The following is an 18,840-nucleotide window of genomic DNA, read 5'->3' as shown; positions in this document are numbered from 1 at the left end:
CCGCACCGCTCAAGCGGATGCGAAGAAATGGGAAAGAAGCGAGACAAGCAGCACGGCGGCCAGCAGCAGAAGCGTCATGCCGAGTATGACGTCCGAGGCGCGAAGATGCGTCCCGGCCTTCGGAGTGCCGAGGTGGGGACCGACACATCTGCGCAGGATGCGGAGCCAGCCGTTCATATCCCGTACGCGCCCGACGCCACCGGCATTGCCTGCCGCCCGCCGATCAAAAGCGCTCCGGTCGAAGCAGGGCATAGATCAGATAAGCACTGACGAAGATAAGCACTGCGGCGCTGAGGCCATAATCGAACACCATTTGGGTCTTCCTCGCATTCTCGTGTTGTCGAGATTCGCCAGGCCCGGACGCGAACACGGGGCGTCCAGCCTCGAAACTGGAAGAAATATGGCTCCGAGTTGCATAAAGGTTCGAGAGGAACCCGCGAGGAGAGAAATAGGAATCCTATAGGAGTTTCACGGATACCGCGGCGAGATGCGGCGCCACGCATCTCCTCTCGGGGATGTGGGGGCTTCCGCTCAGGACGTCAGCCCGTCAGCCCAGGCACGTACCGCTTCCGCCATGGTCGCCAGGTGTTCGGCGACGGAGAAGCCGGAAATCTTCTTGCGCGGCTTCAAATCATGATCACCGTCTTCCAGCCAGAGGATCTCGATCCTGTCGGAGAGCTCGTAACCCGAGACCTCTTCCCGCGTGCCGAATTCGTCACGGGTTCCCTGGCAGATCAGCGCCGGGGTATTCAGCGCTTTAAGATGCTGCGTGCGAAGCTGCTCCGGTTTGGCCGGAGGGTGAAACGGGTAACCGAGGCAGAGAAGACCGGCGATCTTCCCTTCCGCATGAAGCTCGTCGGCAATCATGCTCGCCACCCGTCCGCCCATGGATTTGCCGCCGATGATCAGTGCGCCCTTGGTGCCGAGCTCGGCGACGGCAGCCCTGTATTCCGGGTTGAGGGTCTCTGCCCTGGGTGGCGGCTTGCATTCACCCGATATACGGCGTGACGCCATATAGCCGAATTCGAAGCGCGCCACGCGAAACCCCTTCTCCGACAGCGCTTTTGCGGCAGCCGTCATCGACGCCGAATCCATCGGCGCGCCGGCGCCGTGCGCGAGAAGGATGGTGAAGCGCGCATCCCCCGGCCCCTCAATCAGAAATCGGTTCAACATCCTGCTCCCTCAATTTGCCGGCGACGAACAGCCGGCCATAGCTGCGGCCGGCGCGCAAAGGCAAGTCCAACGCAGCCTTCACCGATTCCATCGCCAAAGCAAATAATTAGCCGACTTACGAAACCGAACTTTTCTTCCACAGAAAATCCTTTCTCGCGGTTTCCAGTCTCGCCGTCCACGATTTATGACACATTTATGACAGCCAGAAATACGCAAGGAACCTTGGATGCTCGGCCTTTTCAGAAAACTGCTTCCCCGTGAGGATGCCTTCTTCGATCTTTTCGAGCAGCATTCACACACCGTGGTCGGTGCGGCGGAATCCCTGAACGCCCTGCTCACCGGCAACGATATCGAAGGCAACTGCGCGCGCATCGTAGCGCTGGAGGAGGAAGCCGACGACATCACCCGGGAGGTGCTGCAGGCCGTGCGCCGCAGTTTCATCACACCCTTCGATCGCGGCGACATCAAGGACCTGATCCAGTCGATGGACGACGCGATCGACATGATGCACAAGACGGTCAAGACGATCCGGCTCTTCGAGCAGACGAGTTTCGATCCGTTGATGCAGCAGATGGGCGGCGAAATCGTCAAGGCTTCACATCTGATCGCCGAAGGGGTGCCGCTGCTCAAGAGGATCGGTGCCAATGCGCCGCGGCTCGGCGCGATCGCCGAGGAAATCACCCGTGTCGAAGGCCGGTCGGACGACCTGCACGACCAGGGCCTCAGGGATCTCTTCCGTCGTCATGGGGCCGGCAATGCCATGGGCTTCATCATCGGCAGCGAAATCTACGGTGAACTCGAAAAGGTGCTCGATCGGTTCGAAGATGTCGCCAACGAGATCAGCGGCATCGTGATCGAGAATATCTGATGGATGCCGCCCTCGCCTTTCCTCTTCTTGCAGGCCTCGTCGGTGTCGCGCTTTTCTTCGACTTCCTGAACGGGCTCCATGATGCGGCCAACTCCATCGCAACCATCGTCTCCACCCGCGTGCTGAGGCCGCAATATGCGGTCTTCTGGGCGGCCTTCTTCAATTTCATCGCCTTCCTGTTCTTCGGCCTGCATGTGGCGGAAACGCTCGGCACCGGCATCATCGACCCGCAGATCGTTTCGCCGCAGGTGATATTCGCCGCGCTGATGGGCGCGATCATCTGGAACATCGTCACCTGGGCCTTCGGCATCCCGTCCAGTTCGTCGCATGCACTGATCGGCGGGCTTGTCGGCGCCGGTCTCGCCAAGGTTGGCCTCAGTTCGATCGTCTGGAGCGGGCTCACCAAGACGATTGGCGCGATCTTCATGTCGCCCGCGATCGGCTTTTTCCTGGCGCTCGTCCTGGTGCTGATCGTCTCCTGGCTCTTCGTGCGCCAGACGCCGTTTGCAGTCGACAGCACCTTCCGTATGCTGCAATTCGTTTCCGCCTCGCTCTATTCGCTCGGCCACGGCGGCAACGACGCACAGAAGACCATGGGCATCATCGCGGTGCTCCTCTATTCGCAGGGATATCTCGGCGGCGAGTTTCATGTGCCCTTCTGGGTGGTCATCAGCTGCCAGGCTGCCATGGCGCTCGGCACGCTGTTCGGCGGCTGGCGTATCGTCCACACCATGGGATCGAAGATCACCAGGCTCAATCCGATGCAGGGCTTCTGCGCTGAAACCGGCGGCGCGTTGACGCTTTTCGGCGCGACCTGGCTCGGCATTCCGGTTTCGACGACACACACGATCACCGGCGCGATCATCGGGGTCGGCTCCGCCAGACGCCTTTCGGCCGTTCGCTGGGGTATTGCCGGCAATATCGTCTTCGCCTGGTTTGTCACGCTGCCGGCAGCGGCGCTCGTCTCCGCACTGTTCTACTGGATTGCCGGTCTTTTCCAATGAGACGGCTGCGGCGTGCTATCAGCCAAATTCTTTTCATCGGATGGGAACCATTTGCCGTCTTCACCGTTTGACACGGTTGGTATCCTGGGAGGAGGAAAAGATGCAAACCAGCTGGCAGAAACCTGTTCGCGTCGCATTCGGCCATCTCGGCACGGAGGACGTCCATAGCCCGTTCGAGGCGCTGGCCCTCCTGACCGATCGCTGGCCGGACATGCGTGGACCGCAGTTCGTCAAGGCACGCAGCGTTTGCCGCGCGGCCCTCGACGGGCGCAGGTCGCCGGAGGAGGCGCGCCAGCAGTTCGAGCAGGCTGTAAGCGAAGCTCAGCTGCATCTGAACTGAAGACGCGAACGGTTAAACCTGGGCCGGCTCATCGCCGGCCTTTTCTTATCCGTTCAGATGCCGAGGATGTCAGCCGCGAGCCTCCATGGAGAACCGGAGAGCACGATCGGGGCGAACAGGACAGTAAAGCAAATGCACGGCCCCTGCTCTCCCGCAACCGGCCGGTGGTCGAGCGTTTCATCGGCGATCGAGATGTCCCCCCGCCCGAAATTGCCGCGATGATCGTGAAATTCACCTTCCAGAACCAAAGTCAATTCCAGACCCCGATGACCATGACGGGGAAGTGCCCGGCCCGGCCGCACCCACAACAGGCTCGCCTCGACCTCCCTGGACCTTTCTATGACATGCCGGCGAAATCCGGGCAGTCTGGTTTTCCATGGAATACCGGAGAGGTCGATCCCGGCATAGGCCAGCAGCGACGCGGGAAATGATGCCCCGTGGGAGGGCTTTGGTTCAAGCTCGGGCGGCAGCGGAGCGGAGGCGAAAATCTCCCGCAGCCGACGGTCGCGCGACGCCACCGCAAGCGGCTCGCTCTCGCGCAGGGTCGTGCCGGCCAGCTCCTCCAGAGTCTGGGCGAACCGCGCGGCCGGCGCCTGCATTTCCAGATATGATCCCACAAGGACATGCACCGGCTCCGGAAAGGAACCGGCAACGTAATGCGCGATCAGAAGATCCAACCTATGAAGGTTCTGCAGCATGTCCGTTGGCCAGTTTCGCGCGCGGTATTTAAACACCGCACGATAAAATCACGAATGGCACGGATCAATATTCGCTTCAACAGCATTCGGGACAGGCGTAACAGGAAGTTGATATTACTATTTCCAAGATAATAACGAGCGAGATCTCAGCGCCTGCGCCTCATTACAAAAGCTAAACCTAAAATACCTTTCCCGTTCCTACATCGTTTCGGCGAACTGCCGGTGGAAAGATGGATTTTGTCGAAGCAGGCTCCTTCCGGGAACAGAATTTCTTGCCCTGCGGTGCTTGTGCGCCGAAAAGACCGGGCTTAAATCTCTAAGGAACGACAAGGTATCGCGATGACCTATCATCCCTCCGTCCTCAGCGTGATCGGCAACACCCCCCTTATCCGGCTCAACGGTGCTTCGGAAGCGACCGACTGTGAAATCCTCGGCAAGGCGGAGTTCCTGAATCCCGGACAGTCGGTCAAGGACAGGGCCGCGCTCTACATCATTCGCGATGCGGAGAAGAAGGGCCAGCTCAGGCCTGGCGGCGTCATCGTCGAGGGCACGGCCGGCAATACCGGCATCGGGCTGACGCTGGTCGCCAAGGCGCTCGGCTACCGCACCGTCATCGTCATTCCCGAGACCCAGAGCCAGGAGAAGAAGGACGCCTTGAAACTGCTCGGCGCCGAACTGGTCGAGGTCCCGGCCGTTCCTTACAGGAACCCGAACAATTACGTCAAAGTCTCCGGCCGGCTTGCGGAAGAACTTGCCAGGACCGAGCCAGCGGGCGCGATCTGGGCGAACCAGTTCGACAATGTCGCCAACCGCGATGCCCATGCCGAGACGACCGCCCCGGAAATCTGGAACCAGACCGAAGGCAAGGTCGACGGCTTCATCTGCGCAGTCGGTTCCGGCGGGACGCTTGCAGGCGTCGCGATGGGACTGAGGGCGAAGAACCCGAACGTCAAGATCGGCCTCGCCGATCCGGACGGTGCCGCCCTCTACGAATACTACGCCCATGGCGAACTGAAATCGGAAGGCTCCTCGATCACCGAAGGCATCGGCCAGGGCCGCATCACCGCCAATCTTGAAGGCTTCACGCCGGACTTTGCCTACCGCATTCCGGATTCGGAAGCACTTCCGATCATCTTCGACCTCGTCGAGAAGGAGGGCCTCTGCCTCGGTGGCTCGACCGGCATCAACATTGCCGGGGCGATCCGGCTCGCCAGGGATCTCGGCCCCGGCCATACGATCGTGACGGTCCTTTGCGACTACGGCAACCGCTACCAGTCCAAGCTCTTCAATCCCGACTTCCTGAAATCCAAGGGCCTGCCGATTCCCGCCTGGCTGACCGGCAAGCGTCACATTCCCGTTCCCTTCGAAACACCCTGACCCCTAAACCAAGAGACTGACATGCCCGTTGATGCTCTCTACCGCGACGACTTTTATCTTTCGACAGCCGAAGCGGAGGTGACCACCATCCACGAAGACGGCGGCATCGAGCTCAATCGCACCTGCTTTTACGCCACATCCGGCGGACAGCCGGGCGACACCGGTTTCCTGGAGCGGGCCGACGGCACGAAGATCGCGCTCACCCAGACGAAGCATGGCGCCACCAAGGACATCATCATCCACGTGCCGCTCGAAGGCGAACCCCAGCCGCTCGTCGGCGAGAAGCTGACGCTGCATGTCGACTGGGCGCGCCGTTACCGGCTCATGCGCATGCATACCGCCTGTCATTTGCTGTCCGTCGTCTGCCCCTATCCGATCACCGGGGCGGCTGTCGGGGAAGAGGAGTCGCGGGTCGATTTCGATATGAGCGAGACGATCGACAGGCATGAGGTCACGGCGAAGCTCATGGAACTCGTCGGGCAGAACCATCCGGTTTACGTGCAGTGGATCACCGACGAGGAGTTGAGCGCCAATCCGGGCATCGTCAAATCCAAGAACGTCCGCCCGCCGATCGGTCTCGGACGCGTCAGCCTTGTCTGCATCGGCGCGGATTCCAGCGTTGACAGCCAGCCCTGCGGGGGCACACATGTCTCCGAAACGCAGGAGGTCGGCGCGATTCACATCGCCAAGATCGAGAAGAAGGGCAAGGAGAACCGGCGTTTCCGCATAAGGTTCGGTGCACCGGGCGCTGAAGCCTGATTCTTTCGATTCAAATGGAGGTATCCCATGAGCGAAACCAGCCGTTTCGTCGTTTCGTCCGAGTGGCTTCAGAATGCGCTCGGCAGTCCGGACCTGAGGGTCGTCGACGCCTCCTTCTATCTGCCCGCTCAGAATCGGGACGCGGATGCCGAATATGCCGCCGGCCATATCCCCGGCGCCGTCCGCTTCGATCATGACAAGGTCGCCGACCACTCGACGGATTTGCCGCATATGGTGCCCTCGCCCGAGGTCTTCGCGGAAGCGGTCGGGAGAATGGGCATTCGGGAGACCGACCGCATCGTCATCTACGATGGCCCCGGCATCTTCTCCGCGCCGCGCGGCTGGTGGCTGTTCCGCATCATGGGCGCAAGGAACGTCTATGTGCTCGACGGCGGCCTGGATGGCTGGAAGGCAGAAGGCCGGCCGCTTGAAACCGCTGTCCCCTCGCCTGCGCCCGTTGCCTTCATGCCGGAGTTCCGGGTCGATAAGGTGATCGATTTCCAGACCATGCTCGAGATAGTCGGCGACAGCTCGCGGCAGATCGCCGATGCGCGTTCTGCCGGCCGCTTTTCCGGCGCCGAACCCGAACCCCGCGCAGGCATGCGCTCCGGCCACATGCCCGGCGCCCGCAGCCTTCCCTCCGGCACGTTCTCGGTGAACGGCAAGCTCAGGTCGCTGCCGGAATTGAGGCAGGCCATCGAAGACGCAGGCATCGATTTCGGGCAGCCGGTGGTGACGAGCTGCGGCTCCGGCATCACCGCCGCAATCATCACGCTGGCGCTCGAATCCCTCGGCCATGAAGACAATGCGCTCTACGACGGTTCCTGGACCGAGTGGGGCAGCCGCCAGGATACGCCGGTCGTCACGGGCCCACCGTCACCCAAAGCTGCCTGATTGCCATGGCGAAGAAGTCAGCATCGCTCAAAGCTCCTCTCAAGGCCCATGTCACGCAACTGGAAATGACCGCACCGCCCAAGACCAGCCTGCCGGTGCCGGTCAACATCCAGACGGCGATCATCCGCGCACCGAATATTCCACTCCACTACTACCGCTATCTCTATCGGCAGGTGGGTAAGCGCTGGCACTGGTACAAGCGGCTCCGGATGACCGACGAGGAGCTTGCCGCAGCGATCCATGATCCGCACGTTTCGGTTACTGTGCTCTACGTCGATGGCGCGCCGGCGGGCTTCTTCGAACTGCGGCAGGAGAACGAGGAGATCGTCGAACTCTCCTATTTCGGGCTGTTCGAGCGGGCGATCGGGCTTGGCATCGGCAAGTGGTTCCTGCTGCAGGCGCTCTACGCCGCCTGGCAGGACAATCCGAGGAAGGTCACTGTCACCACCAACACGCTCGACCATCCGCGCGCCCTGCAACTCTACCAGATGATGGGCTTCTCGCCCGTCTCGACCTACGAGGCGCTGGTCCAGCCGATGACCGACGCGGAATTGCTCAAAGCACTGGACGCCTGATACCCCGGCAAGAAACGGGTGGTTTTGCGCTCCGCTTGGCGGCATCTCTTGGTAACACCGAGAGAGGAGTTTTGCCATGACGATCGCCTTCGTAGCCATGCCGACCAAAGATGCAGCTCATCTGTGGAACGGCGGACCCGACGCCTACGGTCACCGTCCGGAGACAAAGGTTTCGGATGGCCCTGGATATCCCTGCCGCCATTGCCTGAAAAACATCGATGCCGGCGAGGAACTGCTGGTCCTCGCCTATCGTCCGTTTCCCGAACTGCAGCCCTATGCCGAAACAGGACCGATCTTCCTGCACAAGCAGCCATGCGAGCGCTATGCGGCGGAAGAGGTCTTGCCGCCTATGCTGTCGAGTTCGGACTACATCGTGCGCGGATACGGCCATGACGACCGCATCGTCTACGGCAGCGGTGCGGTGACGTCGACGGATAAGATCGCCTCCCGTGCGGAGGAATTGCTCGCCCGCGAGGACATCGCCTATGTGCATGTCCGCTCGGCGCGCAACAATTGCTATCAGTGCCGGATCGATAAGGTCGAAGCGCCGGCATTTGCGGATACAGGAATTGCCATCTGAGCGGGAGCGGAACCATGACCAGTCTCGATGCCCGCGCCATCGTCGACCGGATGTTTGCAGTCGAAATGGCCTTCCTGACATCGAATGAAAAAGACATCCGGCAATTGGCGAAAGCTTTCGCGGATGATGTCGTTGTCCGTGAACCCGCATCGCTGCCCTACGGCGGCGACTGGCGCGGCCTCGATGGAATTGCCAGACTTTTCGACAGGATGAACGATGTCTGGAGCAATATGGACTTGAAGGAGCTTCATGTCACGGGAGCGCCGGACCGCATTCACCTCTCCTGCACGCTGACAATGGTGGCCCGTTCCACAGGCAAGAGTATTACACAGCCATTTTGCGAATTCCTCCGCTTCCAGGACGGCCGTCTTGCCGAGGGAATTCCGTTTTACTACGACACCAAGGAACTGCTCGACATCATCGCATGAAAAGAGCCGCCCGAGCGCGGCTGCTCGGGCGGCCTGTCTTCGTGCTGTATTGCCGGTATGGGAAAGCGCTCCGACGGGAGGATCACGCGTCGTTTTGGTTCCGGTCTTCAGGACCGTGCAGGTCTTCCGCGATATCAAGCAGCAGCTTGACGATCTCTCCGGCCTTCTTCTCGTCCGTTTCGAGCTTGCGGGCGATCACCTCGCGCAGGTTCAGCATGGCGGCGTCGATGCTGCGGGGCAGAACAGGGCCGCCGTCGCCGCCACGGCGCTGCGACCGCTCCTGCTTTTCACGGATACGTTCGGCGAGCTGCGACAAACGATCGAGGATGGTCGAGGCAAAGCTGCGGTTCTCGTCGAGATATTTGCGTCCCTCGTCGGTGATCGCATAACGCTTCTTGTTGCCGTCGGCTTCGGCGGTCACGTAGCCCGCCTCCTCGAGATAGGTGAGCGTCGGATAGATGACGCCCGGGCTCGGCGCGTAGAAACCGTAAGTCAGGTCCTCGATGTGCTTGATGATCTCGTAGCCGTGGCGCGGTTCCTTCTCGATCAGGGCCAGCACAACGAGACGCAGATCCCCCTGCATCAGGAAACGGCCGATGCGGCCGTCGCCCTCGTCACCAAAACCGCGACCGCCGCCCGGCCCTCCACGACCGCCAAATCCGCGACCGAACCCGCCACCGCGCATGGCGAACATTTCCTCGAAGCCTCTTCGGTCGCCGCGTTCACCGCAGCCGTTCCGTCCATCAAATTTGTGTCCAAACATCGTTTTCTCCTTCAGACTATCTTTCGATATATCTAAAGATAGTCTATTGGTCGATTTCGTCAACAACTTCGATATATCGAAATTATATCTTGCTGATTTTAAAAGCAGAAAAAGCGCCAACAGAAGCCTGCCGGCGCTTTTTTTACGGGTCAGCGATCAATCAGCTCGGTGATTTACAATGTCTTAGATATATCGAAATCTACCGCTCACGCCACATTCAGCAGGCTTTCCGGCGCAAAGGCCTCGTAGCCCAGCGCTTCGGCAACCGCCCGGTTGGTTATCCTGCCCTTATGGACGTTGAGGCCGTTGCGCAGGTGCTTGTCCTCGGCAATCGCACGCAGGCCACGGTCGGCAAGTGCCAGGCCATGCTGCAGCGTCGCGTTGTTCAACGCATGGGCAGAGGTGACCGGCACGGCGCCCGGCATGTTCGCCACGCAATAGTGCACGATGCCGTCGACCTCGTAGGTCGGCTCGGAATGGGTCGTCGCATGCGAGGTCTCGAAGCAACCGCCCTGGTCGATCGCGACGTCGACCATGACCGCGCCCTGCTTCATGCCGGAGAGCATCTCGCGGCTGACAAGTTTCGGTGCGGCGGCGCCTGGAATGAGAACTGCGCCGATGACGAGATCGGCCGAGAAGACTTCCTCTTCCACCGCGTCGATGGTCGAATAGCGGGTATGGACGCGGCCGTTGAAGATATCGTCGAGTTGGCGAAGCCGCGGCAGCGAACGATCGATGATGGTGACATCGGCGCCAAGTCCGGCCGCCATCTTGGCCGCATGCAGGCCTACGACGCCGCCGCCGATCACCGCGACCTTCGCCGGCAGAACGCCCGGCACGCCGCCGAGCAGGATGCCGCGGCCGCCATTGGCTTTCTGCAGCGCGGTTGCACCCGCCTGGATCGCCAGGCGCCCGGCGACTTCCGACATCGGCGCAAGCAGCGGCAGGCCGCCGCGCTCGTCGGTCACCGTCTCGTAGGCGACGGCGGTCACGCCGGATGTGATGAGGCCCTTGGTCTGTTCCGGATCGGGAGCGAGATGGAGATAGGTGTAGAGGATCTGGCCTTCACGGAGTTGCACCCATTCCGTCGGCTGGGGCTCCTTGACCTTTACGATCATGTCGGATTTTTCGAAGATTTCTTTCGCCGTGCCGACAATCCTGGCGCCGGCGGCGATATAGGCGGTATCGTCCGCGCCAATTCCGGCGCCCGCCTTGGTTTCGATCAGGACCTCGTGGCCATGGGCCACATATTCACGCACCGCGCCGGGCGTCAGGCCCACACGGTATTCATGGTTTTTGATTTCCTTCGGGCACCCGACACGCATACAGCGTTCCTCTCAGTTTGGTGGCTTTCGCCGGTTTACGTTCCCAAATCCAGAAAACCAGAGAATCGGTGAAATGTCCTTGCGAAGAGGAATTGCGGAAATACCATTTTTCGCGGATTATTGCGTCTTGAAAGAGATTTTCGAAGAATATTCGAATGGGAAACCTGGATACCATCGATCTTGCGATCATGCGAACGCTTCAGGACAATGGCCGCATCTCCAATGCGGACCTGGCCCAGCGTGTCGGCCTGTCGCCTTCCGCCTGCTCGCGACGGCTCGATATCCTTGAAAAGAACGGCACGATCAGCGGCTATCACGCACGCCTTTCCAACAAGGCGCTCGACTACAAGATGATGGTGATCGTGCATATTTCGCTGTCGGGCCAGTTCGCCAAGACGCTCGCCGAATTCGAGGCGGCGGTGAAGCTCTGCCCCAACGTGCTCGTCTGCTACCTGATGTCGGGCGAATACGACTATATCCTGCGCGTCGCGGCCAAGGATCTTGAGGATTACGAGCGTATCCACCGCGACTGGCTATCGGCCCTGCCCCACGTGGTGAAGATCAATTCGAGCTTCGCGCTGCGCGAGGTCATCGACCGTCCCAATGTGGGACTGTGACCGGAATCGCTCGACTTTTACGGATCACTCTAAACGCGCCTCAACCTGTCCCTGATATGGAGTTTGCCTGAGAACGGCAATTGAGGGATGTCATGCTCAGCAAGACCATCGGGATGAAGACCCGCAGCGCAGCCCGCCAGAAGACGCGCATCTATGGCACGGTCAAATATTATCATCAGCAGGCAAAGGGGCGCGTCGTCGATCTTTCCGCCACCGGCATGGCGCTCGACCTCGGCGGACCGTTTCACGCTGCCAACGGTAGCCCGGTCAAGATCGAAAGCGAAGAACTCGGCATTCTGGAAGGCACGGTGAAATGGTGCCACCGCGGCCGTCTCGGCATCCAGTTCCGGCCGAACTCGAATGCAGCGGCCCAGGTCTCCTCCTATTTCCGCTTCTTCCACAAGGAAATCAGACCAGTCATCGCCCGGTGACATCGCATGGTCGGCGCGTTCGCCGACCATCGGCGAACCATGCGATTTCCCCTGTCATTTTACTGATGCAAGCGCGTGCGATTGCGCTAAGCTGATCTCGCAAAAGACCCCAGAGGGAGATATCCATGTCGTTTCTAGCCGGCTTTCAACCCATGACCCGCCGCTCGCTTCTCGGCGGCATCGCTGCGTCTTCGGCGCTCGTGATGCTGCATCCGTTCGCCGCCCGCGCAGCCGCCAACCAGGCGCATCTGCGCATCATGGAAACGACCGATATCCACGTTCACGTCTTCCCCTACGATTATTATGCCGACAAGCCGAACGATACGCTTGGCCTTGCCCGCACCGCCTCGATCATCGACGCGATCCGCGCCGAAGCAGGCAATTCCATGCTGATCGACAATGGCGACTTCCTGCAGGGTAATCCGATGGGCGACTACATCGCCTATGAGCGCGGCATGAAGGATGGCGACGTGCATCCGGTCGTCAAGGCGATGAACGTGCTCGGTTACGATGCCGGCACGCTCGGCAACCACGAATTCAACTATGGCCTCGACTTCATGTTCAAGGTGCTCGCCGGCTCCGGCTTCCCTTGCGTCTGCGCCAACCTGACCAAGGGCCAGCTCGCCTCAGACCCGAAGCAGGACGAGCTCTTCCTGAAGCCCTACGTGATCGTCGAGAAGCAGATCCGTGACGGCTCCGGCGCGACAAGCCCGGTCAAGGTCGGCTTCATCGGCTTCGTACCGCCGCAGATCATGGTCTGGGACGCCAAGAACCTCGAGGGCAAGGCTCAGACCCGCGATATCGTCGACGCCGCCAAGGCCTGGGTGCCGGTCATGAAGGAGGAAGGCGCCGATATCGTCATTGCGCTTTCCCACTCCGGCATCGACGGCAGCGGCTTGAGCGACCGAATGGAAAACGCCTCGCTTTATCTGGCGGGCGTCGATGGCATCGATGCGGTCTTTACCGGCCACCAGCACCTCGTATTCCCCGGCCCGAAGGATTTTGAAGGCATTACCGGCGCAGACATCAAGAAGGGCACGCTGATGGGCAAGCCGGCCGTCATGGGCGGCTTCTGGGGCTCGCATATGGGCCTCATCGACCTGCTGCTGGAAAAGGACGGCAAGAGCTGGAAGATCGTCGACTTCACCACGGAAGCCCGGCCGATCTATCATCGCGACGAGAATCGCAAGATCGTCGCGGACGTGAAGGACAAGGCGGAAGTCACCGCTGCCGTCAAGGACGAGCACGAGGCGACGCTCGCCTATGTCCGCCGCCCGGTCGGCAAGACATCCGCGCCGCTCTATTCCTATTTCGCGCTGGTCGCCGACGATCCGTCGGTGCAGATCGTCTCGAACGCCCAGACCTGGTACATCAAGGACATGCTGAAGGAAGGCCCGTACAAGGACTATCCCGTCCTCTCCGCGGCGGCTCCCTTCAAGGCCGGCGGCCGTGGCGGCGCGGAATATTTCACCGACGTACCGGCAGGCGATATCGCCATCAAGAACGTCGCCGACCTCTATCTTTATCCGAACACAGTGCAGGCCGTGCTGATCACCGGCGAGCAGGTGAAGAACTGGCTGGAAATGTCGGCCGGCATGTTCAACCAGGTCGAGGCCGGCGCCAAGGACGCGGCGCTGCTCAACAGCAACTTCCCGTCCTACAACTATGACGTCATCGACGGCGTCACCTACCAGATCGACCTGTCGCAGCCGGCCCGCTTCGACAAGGACGGCAAGCTGATCAATCCGGATGCCCACCGCATCGTCGATTTGCAGTTCGACGGCAAGCCAATCGATCCGGCTCAGAAGTTCGTGGTCGCCACCAACAACTACCGCGCCGGCGGCGGCGGCAAGTTCCCGGAAATCGCCGGCGACAAGGTGATTTTCGTGGCGCCTGACACCAACCGCGACGTTGTCGTCCGCTATATCGTCGAACAGGGCACGATCAACCCCTCGGCAGACGCCAACTGGTCGTTCAAGCCGCTGCCGGGAACGACGGCGATCTTCGAGACCGGCCCCAAGGCCCGTCAGTTCGCCGGCGAGATCAAGGGCGCCAAGATCGAGGATGCCGGCGACGGCGAGAACGGTTTTGCGAAGTTCCGGCTGGTGCTGTAACGCCGATCGAAGATGTTGGAATGCCACGGCAGCCCTCGAGCTGCCGTCCTCCTTTGAAGGAAATCCGATTCCATAGGTCCAGATGGCGATGCCCACGTTTCCCTTCCTGCAGGTCGACGTATTTTCCAGCGAGCCGATGCGAGGCAATCCGCTCGCAGTGGTCGTCGGCGCGGATGTGCTGACGGACGAGCAGATGCAGGCTTTCGCCAACTGGACCAACCTCAGCGAGACCACCTTCCTGCTGAAACCGACCGATCCCAGGGCGCATTACCGCGCACGGATATTCACTCCGAAGCAGGAGCTGCCTTTTGCCGGTCATCCGACGCTCGGCAGTTGCCATGTTTGGTTGTCTCAGACCGGCCAGCCTCCGGATGGCGACATCATCCAGGAATGCGGCGCCGGACTGGTGCATATCCGTCGCAACGGCAGACAGCTTGCTTTCGCCGCACCTCCCCTGCAGCGCAGCGGCCCGGTCGATCCGGCGCTGGTCGATCGCATCGCTCGCGGCCTCGGCATGCCGATAGCGGGGATAAAGGATGCCAACTGGCTGGATAACGGGCCGGACTGGATCGGCATTCTCCTGTCGTCCCGCGCGGACGTGCTTGCCATCCGGCCAGATTATAGCGCGCTCGCCGGATTTCGCGTCGGCGTGATCGGTCGCTTCGATCCCGGGACGGACGGAGACGATGCGGAATTCGAAGTACGTGCGTTCAGCAATCGGGGCACTGAGGATCCGGTTACCGGCAGCTTGAACGCCGGCTTCGCCCAATGGCTGATCGGCAGCGGCATCGCCCCTGAAAGCTATGTCGCCGCCCAGGGAACGGCTCTCGGCCGGGCGGGTCGGGTCCAAGTACAACGGGATGGTGATGACATCTGGATCGGTGGAGATGTCGTCACCTGCATCCGGGGTACGGTCGACCTCTAAAGGCGCTTATCAGGCCGCTTCCGCCTTTCCGCTGTCGACCCGTTGCAGGAGCAGTTTCAGCTCCGGTACCGGCTTCTTTTCGATGCGGCGATAATCGCTGCCGTCCCGCTTGCGCGTCACGAGGCCGAGGTCGAAAAGGTCGCGGCGCAGAAGTGCCGCGTCACCGAAGAGGTGCAGCGTGTTCAAGAACTCGCTAATCTCGCGCTCCGTAAACGTGCGGCCACGCGGGATTTTCGACCACAGGAACCAGAGGCACAACTCCTGCTGCGAGCGCTTGCCCGGCCAGCGGACGATCCGACCCTGCGCGTCGAAAACGCGGATGGTTTTCAAGACGCGCGCCTCGTCGGGCCCCGGTTCCGGCGCCGCGGCAATATTCCAGCTGTCAAGCACGTCCGAGGTCTTCGAGACGGCGCGGAAATGCTGGTAGTTGCGGAAGCCCGCGCCACGGCTCAGGAGATTGAGCGTTTCCACATGGCTCGGCTTGTGGTCGAGCCTGTCGATCTGTTCACGGACGGACTTGGCGAAGGCCGAAAGGTCGGCGATCTCCATGGGAAAGATGGATCTGGACATAACCTATCCTCAAATGCGCCGTTCCATCTGGATTGTCGTTGGTCGCCGTCTTGTCGACTTCGGCACGGGATAAGTGCTGATCATCTTGACTGTAGCAGGTTTAGCTTCCCTCTCGGGACGGCGACGCCTCGGTGAACTGCAGACCGTGGCGCCGTTATAGCAGAGGCCGGGATACGGTCAACTCGGTCGTGTGCAGTCATTCGGCGGCAGCCGGCATGCCGTGCGGAGCTTCGAGTCCCAACATCTCCTGGAACTCCCCATGGCTCGGACAAGCGGAGAGCCGTCGCTGGAACGCCTCGATCAGCCATTGACCGGCCGGCCCCGGCGGATTGGATGTCCTTCGTATGGCATAAAGCGGATATTCACCCTGCTCGTATGCATCGAGCTTCAGCGCGACCAGCTTGCGCTCCATGACATCGCGGCCGGCGACGGAAGCCGGCAAACCGCCCCAGCCCAGCCCGCCCCTGATAAGCTGGTACTTGGTGGCGATGTCGCTCACCCGCCAGGTCTTGTAGGAGAGCACGTTGAAGTCGCGCCCCTTGGTGATGCCGGATTGATCGGTCACGACCATCTGGACCTCTTCCCGCACATCGGCAAGGGTCAGCGGCCGATCAAGCCTGGCGAGGGGATGATCGGGCGCGGCGACGGGGATCATGAAGGAATAGCCGATCTTTTCGGCAATGAGGGTATCATCCTGCTTCAAGAGCGCGCCCCCCAAGCCGATATCGGCGCGACCGTTGATCACCATATCCATCACCATGCCGAGTTCGCCGACATTCAGGTTCAGCGCCACACTCGGAAAATTTTCGCGAAATTTCCGCAGTTCCGTCACAAGAGCCTCGGTGGGCACCATGACGCTGATTGCCAGTGAAATCTCGGCTTCGAGCCCTTGCTTGATGCTTTTCGCGCGGGCGCGCATCACCTGCAGGTCGGCGACGATCCGGCGCGCATCGGTGAGCATCGCCTTGCCTGCCTCCGTCAGCTTCGGCTGGCGCGCGCCGCTGCGCTCGAACAACGTCATCTCGAGCTGGGCTTCGAGATTGCCGATCGTATAGCTCACCACCGACTGCGCCCGATTCAGAGCCCGCGAGGCGGCCGAGAAACTGCCCGTTTCGGCGACCGCCAAAAACACCTGCAACTGGTCTAGGGTTGGATTTGCATCCATAGGTCGTCATCCATTTTATAGATAGATAGCTTCGATATTATCTCAGTTTAACCGATGGCAGTCCATCCCTATCTTCCAGCACGAAGCAGACGGGACCTCCCACTCGTCGCGAACTAATCTCCAGATAAGGAAGAAACACATGTCCTCCATTCTTCTTGTCACGTCGAGCCCGCGTGGCGATGAATCGCTGTCCAGCAAGGTCGCCCAGGATCTCGCAAACGAGCTGAGCGCACGCGACAACGGGACCTCGATCGTCCATCGCGATCTCGGCGTCAACCCGATCCCGCATCTCGACAGCGTGACGACGTCCGCCATCCGCAAGGCTCCCGCCGACCGCACGCCGGAAGAAGCCGCAGCCGCCGACTATTCCGACAAGCTGGTTGCGGAACTCATGGCCGCGGATACGGTGGTCATCGGAACGGGTCTCATCAACTTCAACATCTACTCCACGCTGAAGAGCTGGATCGACAACGTGGCCCGTGCCGGCCAGACTTTCCGTTACACGGAAAACGGCCCGATCGGCCTTGCCACCGGCAAGAAGGTCTATGTCGTGCTGGCATCCGGCGGCGTCTATTCCGAAGGTCCCGCAAGCGGCATGAACCATGCCGTGCCCTATCTCACCACGGTGCTCGGCTTCATGGGCATGACGGATGTGGAAGTCATCTATGTCGAAGGCCTTGCCTTCGGCCCGGAAGCCGCCGAGAAGGCCATCGCCGCTGCCCAGCAGCGCAACCGGCAGCTTGCTCTCGCGGCCTAAGCCCCCGCCCCTGCCTCTGACGAAGCAAGCCTGCCAAAACGGCCGTGGACATTGTCCCGGCCGTCTTTCTTTGCCCGATAGAGGCGTTCATCCGCGCATCCGAGGAGCGCATCCTGTAGGTGGCCATCTTCCGGCGCGGTGGCGACGCCGATCGAGACAGTCACACACTGGCCGTCGGGCCGCATGACGGAGCGGCAGATCTCGATCCGCAGACGGTCAGCAAATGCCAGTGCGTCTTCGTGATCCATACCAGGCAGGATCAGCACGAATTCCTCGCCGCCGAATCGGGAAAGATGGTCGCTGGGTCTCGAATTTATCCGGAGCCGGGCGACGACGTCTTTCAGGATCTCGTCGCCCTTCAGATGGCCGAAGCGGTCGTTGACTTCCTTGAAGCGATCGACGTCGATCATCACAAGGCTCAGCTCTCCTCCCCGATCAAGACAGCTCCGGATCATTTCCGGCACTTCCGCATCCAAGCGGCTGCGGTTGAAAACTCCGGTCAATCCATCGACGCCGCTTTGGGCAAGAAGGGCCTGATAGCGTTCGCGAAAGGTGAGAGCGTGGAAGATGTCGGTGATCTCGCGGGCCGATCTTGCAAACCGCGGGATCTGTTCGATCTTCAGATAGGCCGCAAAGAGCAGCGAATAGAGCGCGACCGCCAGGAGCTTCGCCCACCAGCCGCCCAGGAATACCGAAAACGGCGCGTCGAAGAGAAAATTGAGCGCCGCATAGAAGCCGACCTGGTCGAAGGTCAACAGAGCGGCGCCGCTTAACGCGAACCGCAGCACCACGTGATTGCGGAAGAATCGCCCGAGCCGCTCGTAAAGCAGAATGATGCCGATCGCGTCGATATAGAGCAGCGCGGTTCCCCAGACCATCAGCCAACCCATCTCGTCCAGGAAGCTCATGTCCGCGCTACGGCCGCCCGGCAGCGCAACGACCTCGTGAAACTGCAGGAGCTGGGCGATGCCGACCGTCAGCAGATTACCGAGGAAAAGCCCGTAGATCGGCTGGCGGACGGTCGCCGCATCCTCCTTCAGGTAAAGCAGCAGGATCATCATCAGCTTGCCGGCGAAGAAGACCGAAGAGCCGGGAGAGACGGTGCCGAGGGGAAGCTCGATGTAGAAGACCGCAGCGAGATAGGTCTCCATGAAATGCATGACGCCCAGTGCTGCCAGAAAGACTCCAAGGCCGAGCTGCCGCCGGAAATGCAGGAAGGCCGTCATGACGGTAAAATAGATGACGGCTTCCAGCAGAAACAGTCCGAGGTTGAACCATTGCATCGATCTGCTTTCAGCTTTGCAGAGGGCCCAAGCCTCTGTAACAGCTTCCTTTTTGGAAGCTCGAATCTATGGAATTATGGCGTTTATACGCCATGTTGCAATAACGGCCGAACCGGTTCAGCCTCGAAAGCGGGATTATCTTTGATCTACGGTCATTTCTTCGGGATGTTGCGGAGCTGGATGGCGATCGCCCG

Annotated in this window: 23 protein-coding genes; 14 read left to right on the top strand and 9 right to left on the bottom strand. The window is 60.8% G+C overall.

Annotated features, from left to right (window positions below):
- Positions 1–9: 9 nt before the first annotated feature.
- From JL39_RS31895 to JL39_RS03360, 3 genes are all read right to left on the bottom strand, one after another.
- Entirely contained in the window at positions 10–177 is a 168-nt protein-coding gene (locus JL39_RS31895) for a hypothetical protein (protein ID WP_161784733.1), read from the bottom strand.
- Between the two features lie 46 nt (positions 178–223).
- Entirely contained in the window at positions 224–313 is a 90-nt protein-coding gene (gene kdpF / locus JL39_RS30775) for a K(+)-transporting ATPase subunit F (RefSeq protein ID WP_081952684.1), read from the bottom strand.
- 218 nt (positions 314–531) lie between these two features.
- Positions 532–1,173: an alpha/beta family hydrolase gene (locus tag JL39_RS03360; protein WP_037146278.1), complete on the bottom strand. Its 642-nt coding sequence runs from the start codon at positions 1,171–1,173 to the stop codon at positions 532–534.
- A gap of 226 nt (positions 1,174–1,399) precedes the next feature.
- Here JL39_RS03360 and JL39_RS03355 point away from each other — a divergent pair, with 226 nt between their 5' ends.
- The 3 genes from JL39_RS03355 (at position 1,400) to JL39_RS03345 (ending at position 3,385) form a co-directional block, all read left to right on the top strand.
- On the top strand, positions 1,400–2,041 hold the full coding sequence (locus JL39_RS03355; RefSeq protein ID WP_037146276.1) for a DUF47 domain-containing protein: 642 nt from the start codon (positions 1,400–1,402) through the stop codon (positions 2,039–2,041).
- Positions 2,041–3,045, top strand: a complete 1,005-nt coding sequence (locus JL39_RS03350; protein WP_037146274.1) for an inorganic phosphate transporter — start codon at positions 2,041–2,043, stop codon at positions 3,043–3,045. The genes JL39_RS03355 and JL39_RS03350 overlap by 1 nt, the downstream gene beginning before the upstream one ends.
- A gap of 100 nt (positions 3,046–3,145) precedes the next feature.
- Entirely contained in the window at positions 3,146–3,385 is a 240-nt protein-coding gene (locus JL39_RS03345) for a DUF982 domain-containing protein (protein WP_037146272.1), read from the top strand.
- Between the two features lie 53 nt (positions 3,386–3,438).
- Here JL39_RS03345 and JL39_RS32745 read toward each other — a convergent pair whose 3' ends face one another.
- On the bottom strand, positions 3,439–4,083 hold the full coding sequence (locus tag JL39_RS32745; RefSeq protein ID WP_037146269.1) for a cupin domain-containing protein: 645 nt from the start codon (positions 4,081–4,083) through the stop codon (positions 3,439–3,441).
- 339 nt (positions 4,084–4,422) lie between these two features.
- Here JL39_RS32745 and JL39_RS03335 point away from each other — a divergent pair, with 339 nt between their 5' ends.
- The 6 genes from JL39_RS03335 to JL39_RS03310 all read left to right on the top strand — a co-directional run bounded on the left by JL39_RS03335 (position 4,423) and on the right by JL39_RS03310 (position 8,696).
- Positions 4,423–5,460, top strand: a complete 1,038-nt coding sequence (locus JL39_RS03335) for a cysteine synthase A (protein WP_037146267.1) — start codon at positions 4,423–4,425, stop codon at positions 5,458–5,460.
- Between the two features lie 21 nt (positions 5,461–5,481).
- A complete protein-coding gene (locus tag JL39_RS03330; protein ID WP_037146265.1) occupies positions 5,482–6,219 on the top strand; it encodes an alanyl-tRNA editing protein in 738 nt (245 codons plus the stop codon).
- Positions 6,220–6,246: 27 nt separating this feature from the next.
- Positions 6,247–7,113 carry a 3-mercaptopyruvate sulfurtransferase gene (gene sseA / locus JL39_RS03325; protein ID WP_037146263.1) on the top strand — a complete coding sequence of 289 codons (867 nt, stop codon included), beginning with the start codon at positions 6,247–6,249 and terminating at the stop codon, positions 7,111–7,113.
- A 5-nt stretch (positions 7,114–7,118) separates the two neighbouring features.
- Entirely contained in the window at positions 7,119–7,688 is a 570-nt protein-coding gene (locus JL39_RS03320) for a GNAT family N-acetyltransferase (RefSeq protein WP_037146261.1), read from the top strand.
- A 76-nt stretch (positions 7,689–7,764) separates the two neighbouring features.
- The gene (locus JL39_RS03315) at positions 7,765–8,268 is read left to right on the top strand and encodes a DUF1203 domain-containing protein (protein WP_037146259.1); all 504 of its coding nucleotides are present in this window, start codon (positions 7,765–7,767) and stop codon (positions 8,266–8,268) included.
- A 14-nt stretch (positions 8,269–8,282) separates the two neighbouring features.
- Positions 8,283–8,696, top strand: a complete 414-nt coding sequence (locus tag JL39_RS03310; protein ID WP_037146257.1) for a nuclear transport factor 2 family protein — start codon at positions 8,283–8,285, stop codon at positions 8,694–8,696.
- An 82-nt stretch (positions 8,697–8,778) separates the two neighbouring features.
- Here JL39_RS03310 and JL39_RS03305 read toward each other — a convergent pair whose 3' ends face one another.
- Positions 8,779–9,459 (bottom strand): PadR family transcriptional regulator, encoded by a 681-nt coding sequence (locus JL39_RS03305; protein WP_052182634.1) that lies wholly within the window; start codon positions 9,457–9,459, stop codon positions 8,779–8,781.
- Between the two features lie 206 nt (positions 9,460–9,665).
- A complete protein-coding gene (gene ald / locus JL39_RS03300; RefSeq protein WP_037146255.1) occupies positions 9,666–10,784 on the bottom strand; it encodes an alanine dehydrogenase in 1,119 nt (372 codons plus the stop codon).
- A gap of 155 nt (positions 10,785–10,939) precedes the next feature.
- On the opposite strand from ald, the gene JL39_RS03295 reads away from it, so the two are divergent.
- The 4 genes from JL39_RS03295 (at position 10,940) to JL39_RS03280 (ending at position 14,871) form a co-directional block, all read left to right on the top strand.
- The gene (locus tag JL39_RS03295; RefSeq protein WP_037146253.1) at positions 10,940–11,401 is read left to right on the top strand and encodes an Lrp/AsnC family transcriptional regulator; all 462 of its coding nucleotides are present in this window, start codon (positions 10,940–10,942) and stop codon (positions 11,399–11,401) included.
- A gap of 92 nt (positions 11,402–11,493) precedes the next feature.
- Positions 11,494–11,832, top strand: coding sequence for a PilZ domain-containing protein (locus JL39_RS03290; RefSeq protein ID WP_037146252.1), 339 nt, complete (start codon positions 11,494–11,496; stop codon positions 11,830–11,832).
- A 125-nt stretch (positions 11,833–11,957) separates the two neighbouring features.
- Positions 11,958–13,946: a bifunctional 2',3'-cyclic-nucleotide 2'-phosphodiesterase/3'-nucleotidase gene (locus JL39_RS03285; RefSeq protein ID WP_037146250.1), complete on the top strand. Its 1,989-nt coding sequence runs from the start codon at positions 11,958–11,960 to the stop codon at positions 13,944–13,946.
- A gap of 88 nt (positions 13,947–14,034) precedes the next feature.
- Complete coding sequence (locus JL39_RS03280) at positions 14,035–14,871, top strand: PhzF family phenazine biosynthesis protein (RefSeq protein ID WP_037146303.1); 837 nt, start codon at positions 14,035–14,037, stop codon at positions 14,869–14,871.
- Positions 14,872–14,880: 9 nt separating this feature from the next.
- On the opposite strand, the gene JL39_RS03275 is transcribed toward JL39_RS03280, so the two are convergent.
- On the bottom strand, positions 14,881–15,441 hold the full coding sequence (locus tag JL39_RS03275) for a DUF2087 domain-containing protein (RefSeq protein WP_037146247.1): 561 nt from the start codon (positions 15,439–15,441) through the stop codon (positions 14,881–14,883).
- A gap of 196 nt (positions 15,442–15,637) precedes the next feature.
- Entirely contained in the window at positions 15,638–16,606 is a 969-nt protein-coding gene (locus tag JL39_RS03270; protein WP_037146245.1) for a LysR family transcriptional regulator, read from the bottom strand.
- A 139-nt stretch (positions 16,607–16,745) separates the two neighbouring features.
- Between JL39_RS03270 and JL39_RS03265 the strand changes: the two genes are divergently transcribed.
- A complete protein-coding gene (locus JL39_RS03265; RefSeq protein WP_037146243.1) occupies positions 16,746–17,363 on the top strand; it encodes an FMN-dependent NADH-azoreductase in 618 nt (205 codons plus the stop codon).
- Here the strand turns inward: JL39_RS03265 and JL39_RS03260 are convergent.
- Entirely contained in the window at positions 17,360–18,646 is a 1,287-nt protein-coding gene (locus JL39_RS03260; protein ID WP_037146242.1) for a GGDEF domain-containing protein, read from the bottom strand. The two genes, JL39_RS03265 and JL39_RS03260, sit on opposite strands and share 4 nt — an antisense overlap.
- Positions 18,647–18,840 lie beyond the last annotated feature (194 nt).

This window comes from Rhizobium sp. YS-1r, from assembly GCF_000757525.1.
Classification (GTDB): domain Bacteria; phylum Pseudomonadota; class Alphaproteobacteria; order Rhizobiales; family Rhizobiaceae; genus Neorhizobium; species Neorhizobium petrolearium.
This window is presented reverse-complemented; position numbering and strand designations above follow the sequence as displayed.